Annotated in this window: 12 protein-coding genes; 1 reads left to right on the top strand and 11 read right to left on the bottom strand. The window is 66.2% G+C overall.

The annotated features are described in order from the left end of the window. Positions 1–2: 2 nt before the first annotated feature. The 8 genes from ACQY8M_RS28905 to ACQY8M_RS28870 form a co-directional block, all read right to left on the bottom strand. Positions 3–746 (bottom strand): SURF1 family protein, encoded by a 744-nt coding sequence (locus tag ACQY8M_RS28905; RefSeq protein ID WP_428663193.1) that lies wholly within the window; start codon positions 744–746, stop codon positions 3–5. Next, positions 743–1,153 (bottom strand): cytochrome o ubiquinol oxidase subunit IV, encoded by a 411-nt coding sequence (gene cyoD / locus ACQY8M_RS28900; RefSeq protein ID WP_428663190.1) that lies wholly within the window; start codon positions 1,151–1,153, stop codon positions 743–745. The genes ACQY8M_RS28905 and cyoD overlap by 4 nt, the downstream gene beginning before the upstream one ends. After that, on the bottom strand, positions 1,150–1,776 hold the full coding sequence (gene cyoC / locus ACQY8M_RS28895; RefSeq protein WP_428663188.1) for a cytochrome o ubiquinol oxidase subunit III: 627 nt from the start codon (positions 1,774–1,776) through the stop codon (positions 1,150–1,152). Before cyoC ends, cyoD begins: the two co-directional genes overlap by 4 nt. Before the next feature lie 3 nt (positions 1,777–1,779). After that, positions 1,780–3,783, bottom strand: a complete 2,004-nt coding sequence (gene cyoB / locus ACQY8M_RS28890) for a cytochrome o ubiquinol oxidase subunit I (protein ID WP_428663186.1) — start codon at positions 3,781–3,783, stop codon at positions 1,780–1,782. Between the two features lie 17 nt (positions 3,784–3,800). Further along, positions 3,801–4,913 (bottom strand): ubiquinol oxidase subunit II, encoded by a 1,113-nt coding sequence (cyoA, locus tag ACQY8M_RS28885; RefSeq protein ID WP_428663184.1) that lies wholly within the window; start codon positions 4,911–4,913, stop codon positions 3,801–3,803. 33 nt (positions 4,914–4,946) lie between these two features. Next, entirely contained in the window at positions 4,947–6,269 is a 1,323-nt protein-coding gene (locus tag ACQY8M_RS28880) for an MFS transporter (protein ID WP_428663181.1), read from the bottom strand. A 281-nt stretch (positions 6,270–6,550) separates the two neighbouring features. After that, positions 6,551–7,705 carry a CaiB/BaiF CoA transferase family protein gene (locus ACQY8M_RS28875; protein WP_428663178.1) on the bottom strand — a complete coding sequence of 385 codons (1,155 nt, stop codon included), beginning with the start codon at positions 7,703–7,705 and terminating at the stop codon, positions 6,551–6,553. Positions 7,706–7,803: 98 nt separating this feature from the next. Beyond that, positions 7,804–8,754 carry a hypothetical protein gene (locus ACQY8M_RS28870; RefSeq protein ID WP_428663176.1) on the bottom strand — a complete coding sequence of 317 codons (951 nt, stop codon included), beginning with the start codon at positions 8,752–8,754 and terminating at the stop codon, positions 7,804–7,806. A 195-nt stretch (positions 8,755–8,949) separates the two neighbouring features. Between ACQY8M_RS28870 and ACQY8M_RS28865 the strand changes: the two genes are divergently transcribed. Beyond that, on the top strand, positions 8,950–9,720 hold the full coding sequence (locus tag ACQY8M_RS28865; RefSeq protein WP_428663173.1) for an enoyl-CoA hydratase/isomerase family protein: 771 nt from the start codon (positions 8,950–8,952) through the stop codon (positions 9,718–9,720). A gap of 390 nt (positions 9,721–10,110) precedes the next feature. Here ACQY8M_RS28865 and ACQY8M_RS28860 read toward each other — a convergent pair whose 3' ends face one another. The 3 genes from ACQY8M_RS28860 to ACQY8M_RS28850 form a co-directional block, all read right to left on the bottom strand. After that, positions 10,111–12,039: a CocE/NonD family hydrolase gene (locus tag ACQY8M_RS28860; RefSeq protein ID WP_428663170.1), complete on the bottom strand. Its 1,929-nt coding sequence runs from the start codon at positions 12,037–12,039 to the stop codon at positions 10,111–10,113. Between the two features lie 68 nt (positions 12,040–12,107). After that, positions 12,108–14,201: a glycosyltransferase gene (locus ACQY8M_RS28855; protein ID WP_428663167.1), complete on the bottom strand. Its 2,094-nt coding sequence runs from the start codon at positions 14,199–14,201 to the stop codon at positions 12,108–12,110. Positions 14,202–14,414: 213 nt separating this feature from the next. Further along, positions 14,415–15,014: a hypothetical protein gene (locus ACQY8M_RS28850; protein WP_428663164.1), complete on the bottom strand. Its 600-nt coding sequence runs from the start codon at positions 15,012–15,014 to the stop codon at positions 14,415–14,417. Positions 15,015–15,272: the final 258 nt, after the last annotated feature.

Genomic DNA, 15,272 nt, shown 5'->3' with positions numbered 1-15,272 from the left:
CGTTACCCACCGTCCGCGTCGAGACGGGTGCGACGTCCTCTGAGGACATCGATGTGAACGAAGAGGGCGCCTCCCGCGGCCATGACGGCCAGGGCCGCCCAGGTGAGTGCGTAGGAAAGGTGATTGTTGCTGAAGGTCAGCACCGTCAATCCCGCGATGGGGATGCCTTCTTCGCCCGGCTGGCGTTCTGCGTCGATGAAGTAGGGCACGACGTTCCTCAGCCCCCGCGCTTCGGCGATTTCCTGCACGTCGCGCGAGTACCAGCGGTCGGTGGCGGGATCGTTGGTCTGGAGAAGGGTGCCGCGCGGCTCGGTGAGTCGAAGCAGGCCGGTGACGCTATCTGCCCGCCCGGGCAACGGTCGCCAAGACGCGGGATCGCGCCGATCCGACGGCACGAAGCCGCGGTTGACGATGACCGTGGTTCCATCGTCGCGCAGGAAGGGCGCCATCACCCAATAACCGCCGCCGTGCTCGGTCACGGCCCGCACGAGGGCCGGGGGATCGCCGGCCCATTTCCCCGTGATTGCGACGCGCCTGTACGCAGCGGCGGCGGAGATGCCGGGCCGTTCTTCCGGGCCGGGCGCGGGCACCGCGGGCGCGTGCACGTGAGCCTCGACGCGCGCGATCAGGTCGAGCTTCCAGGCTCGGCGCTGGAACTGCCAAACGGATAGGGCCACCAGCGCCGCGACGATCAAAAGCGCGGCGAGATCGAACAGGACGAGCGCCGCGATCTTCCTGAAGGTCAAGGATGCGTCGCTGCCCCATGCGAAGACATCGGCATCATGTTCGTGTCGAGGTGATACATCACCCAGATCGAGCCGATCAAAGCCACCACGACGAGGGTGAGGGTGAAGGCCAGCGACATGAAGGTCCAGCCGCCCTCCGACTTCGTGTTCATGTGCAGGAAGTAGATCATATGGACCACGATCTGCACGGCTGCGAACGCCATGATCGCGATGCTGGTCGCCAGCTTGTCGCCGAGCGGGTTGCCCATCACCAGCCAGAACGGGATCGCCGTGAGGACGACGGCAAGGACGAAGCCGGTGAGATAGCTCCGCATCGTGCCGAGGGGATGTTCATCGCCGTCGTGCGCCGGCACGGTACCGTGCCCGTGCGGCGCCCGATGGAGCGCCGATTCGCCCGTCTCGCTCATCGCATCGATCCCATCAGGTAGACGAAGGTGAACACCCCGATCCAGACCACGTCGAGGAAGTGCCAGAACAGGGACAGGCACATCAGCCGCCGCCGGTTGTCGGCGATCAGGCCGAATCGCCTTACCTGGACCATGAGGACGATGAGCCAGACGATGCCGAAGGTGACGTGCAGGCCATGCGTGCCGACCAGGGCGAAGAACGAGGACAGGAAGGCGCTGCGCTGCGGTGGCGCCCCCTCCCGGATCAGGTGAGTGAACTCGTAGAGCTCGAATCCGACGAAGGCTGCGCCGAGCACGCCGGTCAAGGCGAGCCAGGCCAGGGTCGCGCCGGTCCTGTTCCTCGCCATATCGAGCATGGCAAAGCCGTAGGTGAGGGAGGAGACGAGCAGCAGGCTGGTATTGAGCGCCACGAGCGGCAGGTCGAAAAGGTCGGCTCCGGAGGGGCCCGCGGCGAAGTTGCTGCCGAGCACGCCGAAGGTGGCGAACAGTGCGGCGAACAGCAGGCAGTCGCTCATCAGGTAGAGCCAGAACCCGAAGAGTGTCGGGTTGCCTCCATGCGCCTGCTCTTCCAGGGCGTAGAAGACCGGCGCGGCTGCTCCGGGCGGAGGGGTGGTCTCGTGCATCGATCAGTCCCCCCCGGCGAGCTGTGCCGTGCGCCGCGATTCGAGTCGCGCGACATCCTCGGCCGGCAGCCAGTAGTCCCGGCTGTAGTTGAAGGTGTGCCAGATCGCCAGCCCCAGGATCGCGAGGAAGCTCACGGCGGCCAGCCACCAGATGTGCCAGATGAGGCCGAAGCCCAGCGCGGTGCTCAGTCCCGCCAGCAGGATACCCGTGGCTGTGTTCTTCGGCATGTGGATCGGCCTGAAACCGCCGACCGGCCGTATCGAGCCGCGCTTCTTCATGTCCGACCATGCATCGAGGTCGTGGACGACCGGGACGAAGGCGAAATTGTAGGGCGGCGGCGGGGAGGAGGTCGACCATTCGAGCGTGCGGCCGCCCCACGGATCGCCGGTGACGTCGCGCAGCTCGTTGCGCCGGAAGAAGCTGACCACGAGCTGGATGATGAAGGCCAGGATGCCGCAGGCGATGATCGCCACGCCGATCGCGGCGATGGTCAGGTAGGGCTGCACGCTCGGATCGTCGAAATGCTGCGTGCGGCGCGTGTAGCCCATCAGCCCCACGGCATAGAGCGGCGTGAACACCGTCCAGTAGCCGATCAGCCAGCCCCAGAACGACATCTTGCCCCAGAACGGGTCGAGCTTGTAGCCGAAGGCCTTCGGGAACCAGTACTGCACGCCGGCCATCAGGCCGAACACGACGCCGCCGATGATGACGTTGTGGAAATGGGCGACCAGGAAGAGGGTGTTGTGCAGGATGAAGTCGGCCGGCGGCACGGCCAGCAGCACGCCCGTCAATCCGCCGACCACGAAGGTGGGAATGAAGCCGAGCACCCAGATGAAGGCGGGCTCGAAGCGGATCCGGCCGCGGTACATGGTGAACAGCCAGTTGAAGACCTTCGCCCCGGTCGGGATCGAGATGATCATGCTGGCAATGCCGAAGAAGGAATTGACGGTCGGGCCCGCTCCCATGGTGAAGAAATGGTGCAGCCAGACCAGCCAGGACAGCAGCGCGATCACCATGGTCGCATAGACCATCGAGGTGTAGCCGAAGAGGCGCTTGCCGGAGAAGGTCGAGACGACTTCCGAGTAGATCCCGAACGCCGGCAGGATGAGCACGTAGACCTCCGGATGCCCCCAGATCCAGATGAGGTTCATGTAGTGCATCGAGTTGCCGCCGAAGTCGTTCGTGAAGAACTTCGTCCCGACATAGCGGTCGAGCGCCAGCAGCCCGAGCGTGGCGGTGAGCACCGGAAAGATCGTGAGGATGATCGCGTTGCTGGCGAGCGTCGTCCAGCAGAACACCGGCATCTTCATCATGCCCATGCCCGGTGCGCGCATCTTGACGATGGTGGCGATGAGATTGACCGCCGACAGCGTCGTGCCGACGCCGGCGATCTGCAGCGCCCAGAGATAGTAGTCGACCCCCACGCCGGGGCTGTATTCGGCGCCCGACAGGGGCGGGAAGCCAAGCCAGCCCGCCCGCGAGTACTCGCCCACGAACAGCGACGCCATGGTCAGCAGGGCGCCGCCGACCGTCATCCAGAAGCTGAAATTGTTGAGGAAGGGGAAGGCGACGTCGCGCGCCCCGATCTGCAGCGGCATGACGTAGTTCATCACGCCGGTGACGAACGGCATCGCCATGAAGAAGATCATGATCGCGCCGTGCGCGCTGAAGATCTGGTCGTAGTGATGGGGCGGCAGGTAGCCTTCGGAGGCGCCGACCGAGAAGGCCTTCTGGGACACCATCATGATCGCATCGGCGAAGCCGCGCAGCAGCATCACGATGGCGAGGATCACGTACATGATGCCGATCCTCTTGTGATCGACCGTCGTGAACCATTCGCGCCAGAGGTAGCCCCACTGGCCGAACCAGGTGATGGCGCCCAGGAGCGTCGCGCCGAGCAGGGCGACGACCACGAAGGTCCAGACGAGGATCGGTTCCTGGTACGGGATCGCCTCGATCGTGAGGCGGCCGAACAGGAACTGCTGGAGGTCGAAATTGGCGAACATGGCTGTACTCGTCCCGGTCAGTGCCGATGTCCGGCAGGCGAGGTGGGGGATTGGGCTGGGGCGAGCTTTCCGCCGGCACCGTCCGAGGTGCTCTCCGACTGCTGGCTGCCCGAAGGCAGGCGGCGGTTGTCGTACTGCAGCCGCTTGCGGTTCGCCTCGCTGTCGGCGGCATTGCCCCCTCGCCGGTCGAGATGGTGCATTTCGCCTATGCACATCTGTCCGGGCCTGACGCACATGCCGAGGATGGCGTCGAAAAGCCCCTTCTCCACGGTGCCGTAATAGCGCACCGGGTTGCCTTCGCTCGGCTTGTCGAGCTCGAGGTAGGCGTTGCGGTCGAGCGTATCCTGGGAGGCCTTCGCCTTCTGCACCCAGTCGTCGAAACCGTGCGCGGAAAGGCTGCGGAACGCGAAGTTCATGCGCGAGAAGCCGGAGCCGCTGTAGTGACCCGACAGGCCCCGGAATTCGCCTTCCCGATTGGCGACCGCGTTCAGCTGGGTCTGCATTCCCGGCATGGCGTAGATCATTCCGGCGATGGCCGGAATGGAAAGCGTGTTCCAGACCGACGACGAGGTGATCCGGAAGGTGATCGGCCGGTCGACCGGCGCGGCCAGCTCATTCACCGTCGCCACCCCAAGCTCCGGGTAGATGAACAGCCACTTCCAGTCGAGTGCGACTGCCTGCACTTCGAGCGGCTGCACGCCGGCAGGGATCGGGCGGTTCGGGCCGAGGCGCGACAGTGGCCGGTAGGGGTCGAGCGTGTGCGTGCCGATCCAGGTCATCGCCCCGATGGCCATGATGATCAGCAGCGGGACGGTCCAGATCACGACCTCGAGCTGGGTCGAATGGGCCCAGTCGGGCTCGTAGGCCGCCTCGGGATTCGAAGCGCGGTAGCGCCGGGCGAACACGAAGGTGGCGATGATGACCGGCACGATCACCAGCAGCATCAGCGCGGTGGCGGCGAAGATGAGGTTGCGCTGCTGCAGCGCGACATCGCCCGACGGGTCGATAATCACCATCTTGCAGCCGGCGAGGGCGCCACAAGCACCGAGCAGGGCGAGACGGCGGATGAAACGTGTCGCGCGCGCTTGCTTCGGGGCGGCGCCGGGGATGGTCGGGGCAAGGTCTATCATGCTCGCTCCAGGATGTATCGGCGCGGGCATCGCTCAGACCTGCCGGACTTCGGAACGCGACAGGCTGAGCACGAGAAGGGTCGTGACAGCACCGGACAGGAGATAGAGGCCCACGCAGGCGAGGCCGTAGCGGGACGAAAGCGCCAGCACGATCAGGGGTGCGAAGGCGGCGCCCAGCAGCCAGGCGAGATCGCTGGTCAGGGCGGCGCCGGTGTAGCGGAAGCGGGGCGCGAGCCGCGCCGTCACCGCGCCGGAGGACTGGCCATAGGACAGGCCGAGAAGCGCGAATCCCGCATTGACGAAGATCGTCTGTCCGATCGCGTTCTCCTCGATGAGCAGCGGCGCGATCGTGCTGCAGATGGCGAAGAGCGCGATCAGCCCCGCCGAGATCATGAGGAGCGACCGGCGCCCGATCTGGTCGGCCAGCAGCCCGGAAGCAACGATCGCACCGGCGCAGATGAAGGCTCCCGAACACTGGATCATCAGGAACTCGCCGACCGAACGATGCGTGTAGAGGTTGATCCAGCTGATCGGAAACACCGTGACCAGGTGGAACAGCGCAAAGCTGGCGAGCGGGATCAAGGCGCCGATCAGCAGTTCGGGCGCGTGGTTGCGTACGAGCGGAATGACAGGCGCGGGGGCGAGCCGATCCATCTCGATGAGCCGTGAAAACTCGGCTGTGACGACCAGCCTAAGGCGCGCGAACAAGGCGACGACGTTGACCGCGAAGGCGCAGAAGAAGGGATAGCGCCAGCCCCAGTCGATGAAGTCGGCGTCGGACAGGTTGAGCAGGAAGAAGGAAAAGAGCACGGCCGCGACGGTGAAGCCGAGGGGCGCTCCCAGCTGCGCGATCGCCGCGTAGAGACCGCGCCGTTCGACCGGCGCATTCAAGGCGAGCAGTGACGCCAGCCCGTCCCAGGCGCCGCCGAGCGCCAGGCCCTGCCCGATCCGCAAGACGCACAGCAGATGGATCGACCAGACACCGATATGCTCGTAGCTCGGCAGGAAGGAGATCGCCATCGTCGAGAAGCCGAGCAACAGGAGCGCCGCCGTCAGCTTGACGCCGCGGCCATGCCGCCGGTCGAGCTGGGCAAACAGGATCGTGCCGACGGGCCGCGCCACGAAGGCGAGCGAGAATATTGCGAAAGCGTAAAGGGTTCCGGTCAACGGGTCGGCGAACGGCAGGAAGACCTTGGGGAAGACAACGACTGACGCGATCGCAAATACGAAAAAGTCGAAGTACTCGGCGGCGCGCCCAATGATCACCCCGATGGCGATCTCGCTGGGGGCTATCTTGTGATCGGCGGATACAAGGCGTGCGTCGCGTTCGGCAGGCTCTGAAGAAGGGAAAGTCATCGTTCGACCCCGCAGCGTGGCCTTATCGTAGCCAAGTTCGTGCCTTGAAGAAACCTAATTGCCCAGGGCAGCCGCCTGATGGCGGCCTGACGCTTCACGGTCCAAAATAGCGGACACGCGTGAAGCTTCGATGTCGACGTGATTGTGCGCGATGGGTGCGCCATTCGCGTGTCTCACCCGCGGCGCACGAGGGCTCCCACGACCCGGCGTGATCGTGCGAGCATCGTGCTCCGCCGGCAGGCCGACGGGCCGTCCCGGCCCAACGCCGAGGATTTGGCTCGCTAGAGCTCGCCGAGCACTTCGTTCGTGTGCTCGCCGAGCCTAGGCGCGGAGCGCGGCGAGACCGGGCGCTTGCGGTCGAAGGTGATCGGCAGACCGACGACCTGCGGCGCCGACGTCTCGCCCGGCCGCACCGGCAGCTGCACCATCATTTCGGACGCGGCAAATTGCGGCGTCGCGGCAAGCTCGCCGATGTCGTTGACGGGGCTGCACGGCACGCCGGCCTTCTCCAGCGCCTCGACCCAGTCGGCGCGAGAGCGGCGTTTCATCGCGGCGGCGATCATCGGCAGCAGCTCGACCTTGTTCGCAACCCGCGCCGAGCTCTTGGCGAACTTCGGATCGGTCGCCCAGTCGGGATGGCCGAGCACGACGGCGCAGCGCGCCCACAGCCGGTCGTTGCCGGGCGCCAGGCAGAGCGCCAGACCGTCGGCGCAATCGAACGTCTGGTAGGGCACGATCACGTTGCCGCCGGTGCCGTGCCGCTTCGGAACGGTCCCCTCGGCGAGATACGAATTGATCCCGCCCTCGACCCAGTGTAGCGCCGAGTCGAACAGCGAAGTGTCGACCAGGCAGCCCTTGCCGGTCTTGTCGCGCTGCCGGAGCGCTGCCAGCGCGCCGATGGTGCAGAACATGCCGGTCGCCTTGTCGTTGATCGAGGCGCCGCAAAAGGTCGGCGGATCCTCCGGCCGGCCGGTGACGCTCATCATGCCGCCGTAGGCCTGCAGCAGCGGATCGAAGCCCGGCTTCAGGCGCATCGGCCCCTGATAGCCGAATGCCCAGATCGAGCAGTAGATCAGCCGGGGGTGGCGCGCGAGCATCGCCTCGGGGCCGATCCCGATCTCGTCGACCACGCCGGGCCGCAGGTTCTGGATCAGTATATCCGCCGTCTCGCAAAGTTGGTTGAGCTTCTCGATGTCGGCCGCGAGCTTGAGGTCGAGCACGACCGAGCGCTTGTTGCGGTTCTGCGAGTAGAAATAGAGTGAGGTCTCGCCGTCCGGCCCGTAGGGCGGGCCCCAGATGCGGGCGTCGTCGCCGCCCTCCGGCTTCTCGATCTTGATCACGTCGGCGCCCATGTCGGCCAGCAGGACGCCGGCCAAAGGGCCGGCGAGAGCTTGTCCAACTTCGATGACGCGTACGCCTTCCAACGGCAAAGTCACGGCGACCCCCACTCATGAGTCCTCCCCTTCGCCGGGTCGGCGAAGGGGAGGTGGCTGCATTTTACGCCGACAGTGGGATAGTAGGCTAGCGAGATGGCCTACCAGAAGCGGCGTGAACCGAAGAACGCAACCGCCGTATTCTCGGTACGATGCGTGGCGCCGGCCGTGGCGCCGACGCAAGCCGCCGCGCAACCGAGCAGCAAGGTCGCCGCCGCCGCGAAAGCGGTGATCAGGCCTGCCCTGCGGGCCGAGTCCGCCGCATCACGGAGCTTCTGCTCTGCGGCCTTCAACTCGGTGTAGGCATCATCGACGCGTTTCTCGGCTTCGGCCTGGGGCATCCCGGTGCGCTCCATCACCATCTGCACCAGCATGGTGCGATCGCGAGGGTCGAGCTGGCCGCTCTTGAGCGACGCGGCGAAGACGCGAGTCATCGGACCGGCGAGATCGGCGCGCGTCGGAGCGGGACCCGCCGCGGGGGCACCGGTCGCCGGCGCAGCACCGGCCGGAGCCGGGGCCATCAGACGGTCGATCGCATAGTCGGTCGGCGACATCGAGAGAGCCGCCTGGCCGAGTGCCGGATTGGAAGCCGCGCCCGCGGCGGCAGCACCGCTGACGGCCGCGGTTGCCTGCACCGCGGTCTTGAGCGCACCGCTCACGCCGGAGATTGCCACGACACCGCCGATCACTATGCCCAGCGCCCAAACGGCAAAGCCGTGCGCACCGTCGCGGAACTCATGCTCGGCGAGTTCCTGGGTGGCGGGCAGGCGCATGCGGCCGGTGATGTATCCGCCGGCGCCGAACGCCGCGACCATGGTGATGGCCAGATAGAGCGCCGATATCACGGCGATCGCCTTGCCGGACGCGCCGGCATAGGGCTGCGCAGAAGCGGCGGAAAGACCGAGGCCGGCCCCGAAGGTGAGCAGCACCATCGAGATGGCGGTGGCGCCCAGGGCGCCCAGGATAACCGCGCCCCACTGGACGGAGCGCACCGGGCCGCCCGCGCCGATCACGGCGGAGGGGGCAGCGGCGACTGTGGTGGTGATGGCCATGATCTTTCCTCGACTCAGCGGAGGCCGATGAAGGACAGGATGAACATCACGACAACGATCAGCCCTACGATATAAATGACGCCGTTCATTTGGTCGTTCTCCTGCGGAAGCTATTGACGGGGGGCGGAAGCACATCCCTAACGGTGGAAATACCGGCGGGTTGCGTGAGACAGTGAAGTTGCACCGGAGAACCTCTTGAAATTCGATAATCTCGACTACTTGGTCACCGACCGTGTCGCGGAGATCACAATGCGGCGCGCGCCGGTGAATGCGATCGATCACGGGCTGATCGAGGACATCAACAACGCCTATCGCCAGGCCAAGGCGGATCCCGCCGTGCGCGCCGTCATCCTGACCAGCGCTTTCGACCGATCGTTCTCGGCCGGCATGGATCTCGCGATGATCCAAGGCAAGCGCGGGCTCGACCTGCGGCGCTACCTGCAGAAGCTCTATTTCGAGATGCACGACCTGCAGTACCGCATGGGCAAGCCGACCATCGCCGCCCTGACCGGCCCGGCGCGCGCCGCCGGGGTGACGCTCGCGGTGTCCTGTGACTGCATCGTGGCCGCCGACACCGCGAGCCTCGGCTATCCCGAGATCGTGGTCGGCGTGATCCCGGCTATGCACTTCGTCCACCTGCCGCGCCAGATCGGCCGCCACAAGGCGTTCGAGCTGCTGTTCACCGGCAAGCCGATACCGGCCCGGGAGGCGTGTGCCATGGGCCTGGTCAACAAGGTGGTGCCGGCGGCGCGCGTGAAGGACGAGGCCCGTGCGCTCGCCCGCGACTTCGCCGCCAAGTCGCCGCTGGTGATGGAACTGGCCCGCGACGCCTTCATGCGTGCCAACGATTTCGAGTATCGCCGCGCCATCGAGAGCACGGTCGAAACAATTTGCAACATCATCGAAACCGACGATGCGCAGGAAGGGCTGGCGGCGTTCAACGAGAAGCGCGAGCCGAACTGGTGACGTCGCATCGATTTCGCCAAGCGCGAGGTCCGCTATTTCGCCCAGTACGACAAATGTCCGTCGGCCCGTTTGCTAATTGCAGATGGTGTGATATTGGGACTCCGTCATTCCCGGTGTGTGAGTAGCTCGTCGTCGGCTCCCCCGAAAAGACGGCGGTGTGGGGATTGACCGGATGGCCTGCGAACCAGCCCCGGTTCGCGGGCCATTTTTTGTGGGCGCTGTCGTGCTGCGCACACGGTCGTCCTGAGCGAAGCGAAGCAAGGACCTTGCGTTAGTTAAAAGTACGCCGCTGAGGTTAACGCGAGGTCTTTCGCTCCGCTCAAAGCCTGTAAACGCTTGTCCGCGCTCCCAGCAGTCTGGAAGAGTCACAAGCGCTCAGGCCAAAGGGGACTAAACCAGGTCGCGCGGGATCGAGTGGTCCCATTCGCGGCGGCAGACCTCCTCGTCGCCGTCGAACGCACGAACCGACGCCTCCAGCCGGAACGTCTCGCGCGTGCAGCTCATGCGCATCGACGTCTCGACCCGCACCCGCCAGCCATCGCGCGAGACGGTCAGGCTGCGGCGCATGGCGGTGGTGGCGCTGAGCGGATCGTCGCCCTGGATGTCCTCGCTGAAGCTTCCTTCATTGCCGACCTCGAGCCCGATGCGATCGAAGCGCACGACGCCCGGCCGGACCGCGCGCGACTTGTCGGGCGGCGCCGACTCCGGCGGCAGGAGCGGCGGCAACGACTCGCCGGCCCGCACCGGACGCACCGGCAGGTCGAGCGCGCCGCCGAGGATCGTCACCGTCGCCGTCTCGGGCGCGGGCCAGACCATCGGCCAATAGGCCGTCGAGAGCGCCAGGCGGATCCGATGCCCGGCCGGAAAGCCCGAGCCGCAATCGTTGAGCTGCAGCCGCACGCGGTAGTTCTGTCCCGGCACCAGCGCCGACGGCGCGGCGGACCCGTCGCGATGGGTGAGGTTCAGAACGCCGAAGCTCACCCGCAGCGACGTCCCGTCGGGATGCACGTCGCACAGCCGCGCGATCAGCTGCGCCACCGGCCGGTCGGACGCGACCTCGAGGGTGACGACCGGTGCGCCCAGGATCTCGACCGTCTCGGCCAGCGGCGGCGTCTCGAATGCCAGCGAGAGGGCATCGTCCTCGCGCTGGTCGTCCGCCTGGTCCTTGCCGCGGCCGAACGGGCACCATTGGCCGGCGTGGCGGCCAACCGCCAGCGGCGAGCAGATCGCGTGCGGGGCGAGCGGCGCGGGCGCAGCCAGCAGGCCGGCGTCGGTCAGGAACAGACGTTGCGGCGCACGCTGCGGCGGCGGCCAGGCGGGCTCCGTCACCCAGCGGCCGGGCAGGGTCTCGTGATGCGCGGCCGGCGCGTGGCTGTCGGTCATCCAGGCGCGCAGCATCGGCTCGTCCATCACGCCGGTGTCGCGGCCCTTCAGCCAATGATCCCACCAGCGCAGCATCTCCTGCAGGAAGCCGACCTGCGGCCCGGGCAGGGCGAAATGCGGATAGGCATGCGCCCACGGCCCGATCAGCCCCTTGCGCGGCGCCGACAGATGCTCGAGCAGCCGCGGGACGGCGTTGGTGTAGCCGTCGGTCCAGCCGCCCACCGCATAGACCGGACACTCGATCGCGGCATAGTCCTCGCACACCGAGCCGTGGCGCCAATAGGCGTCGTAATGCTGGTGCTCCAGCCAGCGCTCGAGGAACAGCGGCAGCCCGCGCAGCCGCTCGAGCCACAACGCCCGCCAGCGCTCGCCGACCAGGGCAGGATCGGGCGGATGGCACATATCGGCGAAGAAGAAGCCCGCCCAGCCGAAGCCGGCATTGAGCTTCGCTCCGCCCATGTAATGCACGTCGTCGCGATAGCGGTCGTCGGTCGAGCACAGCGTGACGATCGCCTTGAGCGCCGGCGGCCGGCGCGCCGCGACCTGCAGCGCGTTGAAGCCGCCCCACGAGATGCCGAACATGCCGACCGCACCCGAGCACCACGGCTGGGCCGCCAGCCATGCGATGACCTCGAGCGCGTCGTCTTGCTCCTGTTGGCTGTACTCGTCGGACAGCACGCCGTCGGACTCGCCGCTGCCGCGGATATCGACCCTCACCGAGGCGTAGCCGTGGCCGGCGAGATAGGGATGGGTGAGCGCGTCGCGCTCGGCCGTGCCGTCGCGCTTGCGGTAGGGCAGGTACTCGAGCAGGGCCGGGACGGGGGAGCGCTCGGCGTCCTCCGGCAGCCACAGGCGCGCGGCGAGGCGGGTGCCGTCGGCGAGCGGGATCCACGCGCTCTCGATCTCGCGGACGGGGCGGGGGAGGGAGGAGATCAAGCAGCGGGCTCCAGCGAGGAGCGTCGGTCATAGCACGATGCGGCTCGGAGCCCTCATTCATCAATGGATCATTGCCCCGTCGCGCCGTCTCCAGACTCGAGATCTCTCACCAGTCCTTCCACCCATGCTTCCGTATAGGAAAGCCGCACCGGCGAGTATCTGAAGTCGTCGAATGCCGCTTCACCCGATTGCGTCAGGGATCGAAGATGATGCAGTCCTATACCCAGGCAGTTCGGAAGGTTCGACACGTACCTCGGGCCGAACCTTGCCCGCAGCCTGCCGAGGAATTCGGCGTCGGCGCCGACCCTGACGGCGTCGAAGGAACCGGCCACTTCGAAGAGGCGCCTGTGCTGGAACGTCGAAGCGGGATTCACGTGCGTGTAGGGGCCGCCCTGACGGACCTTGATATTTCCGGACGCGTCCATTCGGATCCAGTTCGACGTCGAGCAGGCGACATTCGAGTTCATCGACTCGAGGTGGGTCGCGAGCCTTTCGGGATGCATCCAGTCATCCGAGTCGTGGAAGGTGACGTATTCGCCGGTGCTTTCGGAGATGCCGCGATTCCTGGACACGTACGTTCCGACGTTTTCGCTGTTGGACAGTATCCTGATCCTGGCATCGCGGGACGCGGCGGCTGAAAGGACATGCGGCGTCTCATCCGTGCTCGCGTCGTCGACGACGATCAGCTCGATGTTCTGAAGCGTCTGGCTGAGCACGCTGTCGATAGCCGCCACGATGGTCTCGGAGGCGTTGAAGGCGCTCATGATGACGCTGATCCTGGGATGGTCGCTGGTCCGGGACAACGGCTGCATGCGTATCGAAAATGGCCTGAGCTCGATCGAACGATCGACGGCGACGGTGCTGGTGGTTGCCATCTCGAAGAAGCGGCGAACGTGACGGTCCCATCCGTCCGGGTTCGTCATGGCGAGCGACAGGTTGGCGAGCCCGAGCTGAACGTCTCCCGACGACGGTTCCTTCTGGGCAGCCTGGAGAAGGGCGGCACAGGCATGGTCGAAATCGCCTGCCGTCGCCAGGATGTCGCCGAGAAAGATCGTGTCCGTTTGGGAAATGGCATAGTTGTCGATCAACGCGGCTTTGGCGAGCGTGCGCGCTAGTGCCGGTTCGGCCACCAAGGTGGCGCGGACGGCATTCATAAGGGCGAACGGCGATGCCGGAGATTCGGCAAACAGGTCGAGATAGAGGGAAATTCCCCGCCGCGTCTGCCCGCTCCGGAGTGCGCTGCGCGCCAGAAGATGCCGGGCACGCGTCTTTTCGCCGGCGGAGAGCTCGTCCCGCAGTCCTTCCTCCGTGACGAGAGACTCGGCAAGCCGGTAGCTGCTGGCGACGGCGTTGATGCTGAGATACAGACGGACCGCAAACATCTTCAAGATGGCTTTCGCCTTTTGGCTGGCCAGAAGGGTGCCGGCATCGACCCGGCGCCAGAGGACAACGACGTAAAGCGGTACCTGCGAACTCGTGAGGCCGCTCAGCTGGGCATTGCACAGCCGGCTGTCCCCGCTCCGCAGAGTGGCTTCCAGTTCGGGCAGAGAGCCCAGCCGCACTTTGCCGTCGTGCTCATAGCTGAAGACGACCTCTCGGTATCGCGTCGTGCCGCCGGCCGTACGGATGCGGGGGGCGCCAGCGGAGGGTTTGCTCGCCGATGCAGAATCCGATGTCGATACGCCCGCAATTATTCTTTCGACCTCCATCCGGGAAACGACGGGCGACAGCTCCGTGCGCACGAAGCCGCGAAAGACCCTGTCGGCAAAGAGATGGCCGGCAGCTTCTCCGATGCCTTTGGCCGATGCAACGAGCGGGCGGGTATCGGCCCTGAGGTGCTGCATCTCCGAGAGCTTCCGCGCGAGCTTCGGTGCCAATTCATCGACGTTTCGGTTTTGAACCGGTCGCCTGGTTTCGAAGGCAATTCGCAAGCTGTCGATGAAACGGGCATCGAGAGTACCGTCCTTCGCGAAAGTCCGATCCGGTATTTGCGCCAGGATGCCAAATGCCGTCCTCACGATGTCGGAGCATTGCTCTTCGACCGGCGGCAGACCGTGCTTCGTGGCCGGTCGAGCCCTCCGCGCGGCACGAAGGATGCGAAAGCGCCAGCTCGTCATCAACCCGCGAAAATGGCCGGCCCACTTCTCGAGCTTCCGCTGCATACTTTCCCCGGATGGATAGTTGAGACCGATGGACGAGCCAGGCGCCTTCGCGCAGGGTTACGCCGCATCGATGTAGGGCAGATCGGAGATTATTGACAGCACATCCCGGTCAAGCGTTCCCGGCAATCCGCGCCCGTGATCCGGGCGGACAATCCAGTGCCTGGCGCGAAGCCTGCCGACGCCGCGGGCGCGGGCCGATCCGTCGTCCATCCCCTACTGGATCGGCTTGATCTCGACCGCCGTCGGTTCGGTGAAGAGCAGGGTTACCATGTCGCCCGCCTTGAAGGTCTTCAGCGCGGCGACGCCGGCCGCGGTGCGGATGGTCGGCGTGCGGTAGATCATTCCGCCTTGCGCCACATCCACCTTGTCGGCAGCGGTATCGATGCGCGCGGCAACGCCGCTGGCACCCCATAGCCGCGTCTTGAGCTTGGTGCCGGGGATATCCGGCGCCTGGCTGGGGTCCTGCAGCAGCGCACGCACATGGCTTCTCACCTGAGGCGTCGTCTTGGCCACCATCACGTCGACGACGCGATAGAAGCGCAACTCGATCTTGGTGCCGACCTTGAGGGTGGAAAATCCCTGCACGCCGTCGAGCACCGGGTAGGCGATGTCCCCGCCGTCGACCGTCTCGACCACCATCGTGCGTGTCTCCATGTCGATGGCGAGAACGGTGCCACGGTCGGACTGCAGGTCCGCAGCGGTGAGCGCCCCTGCCTCCGCCCGCGCCGACGGTGCCTCGATCAAGGTGGCGACGATTGCAATGGCGATCGCCAACGCCGTCGCCGCGGCGATGCCGGTCAGCTTCTTCAGCATACGTGACTCCACACTCAGCCCGGCGTCCCACGGCCAGGCACCCGCCGGGTACCTAGCGGCGTCGGATCGCCCGCGGCAGGGGGAATGAGTGGCTCTCGGCTCGTCCGCTGGGCGTACCCCCAATGAGAAAGCCCAGCTTCGTGCGGTCTGCCGGGAGCGCGGCTCTCCAGAGCCGCTCATGGGATGGGGCAAGCCGAAGGAGAGCGGCTCTGGAGAGCCGCTCTCCCAGCGGACCAAGGGGTTGGCGCCTATGAGTGG

The organism is Reyranella sp. (assembly GCF_965279465.1).
GTDB lineage: Bacteria > Pseudomonadota > Alphaproteobacteria > Reyranellales > Reyranellaceae > Reyranella.
Note: the sequence above shows the minus strand (reverse complement) of the source record. Positions and strands in the feature narration are given on the sequence as shown.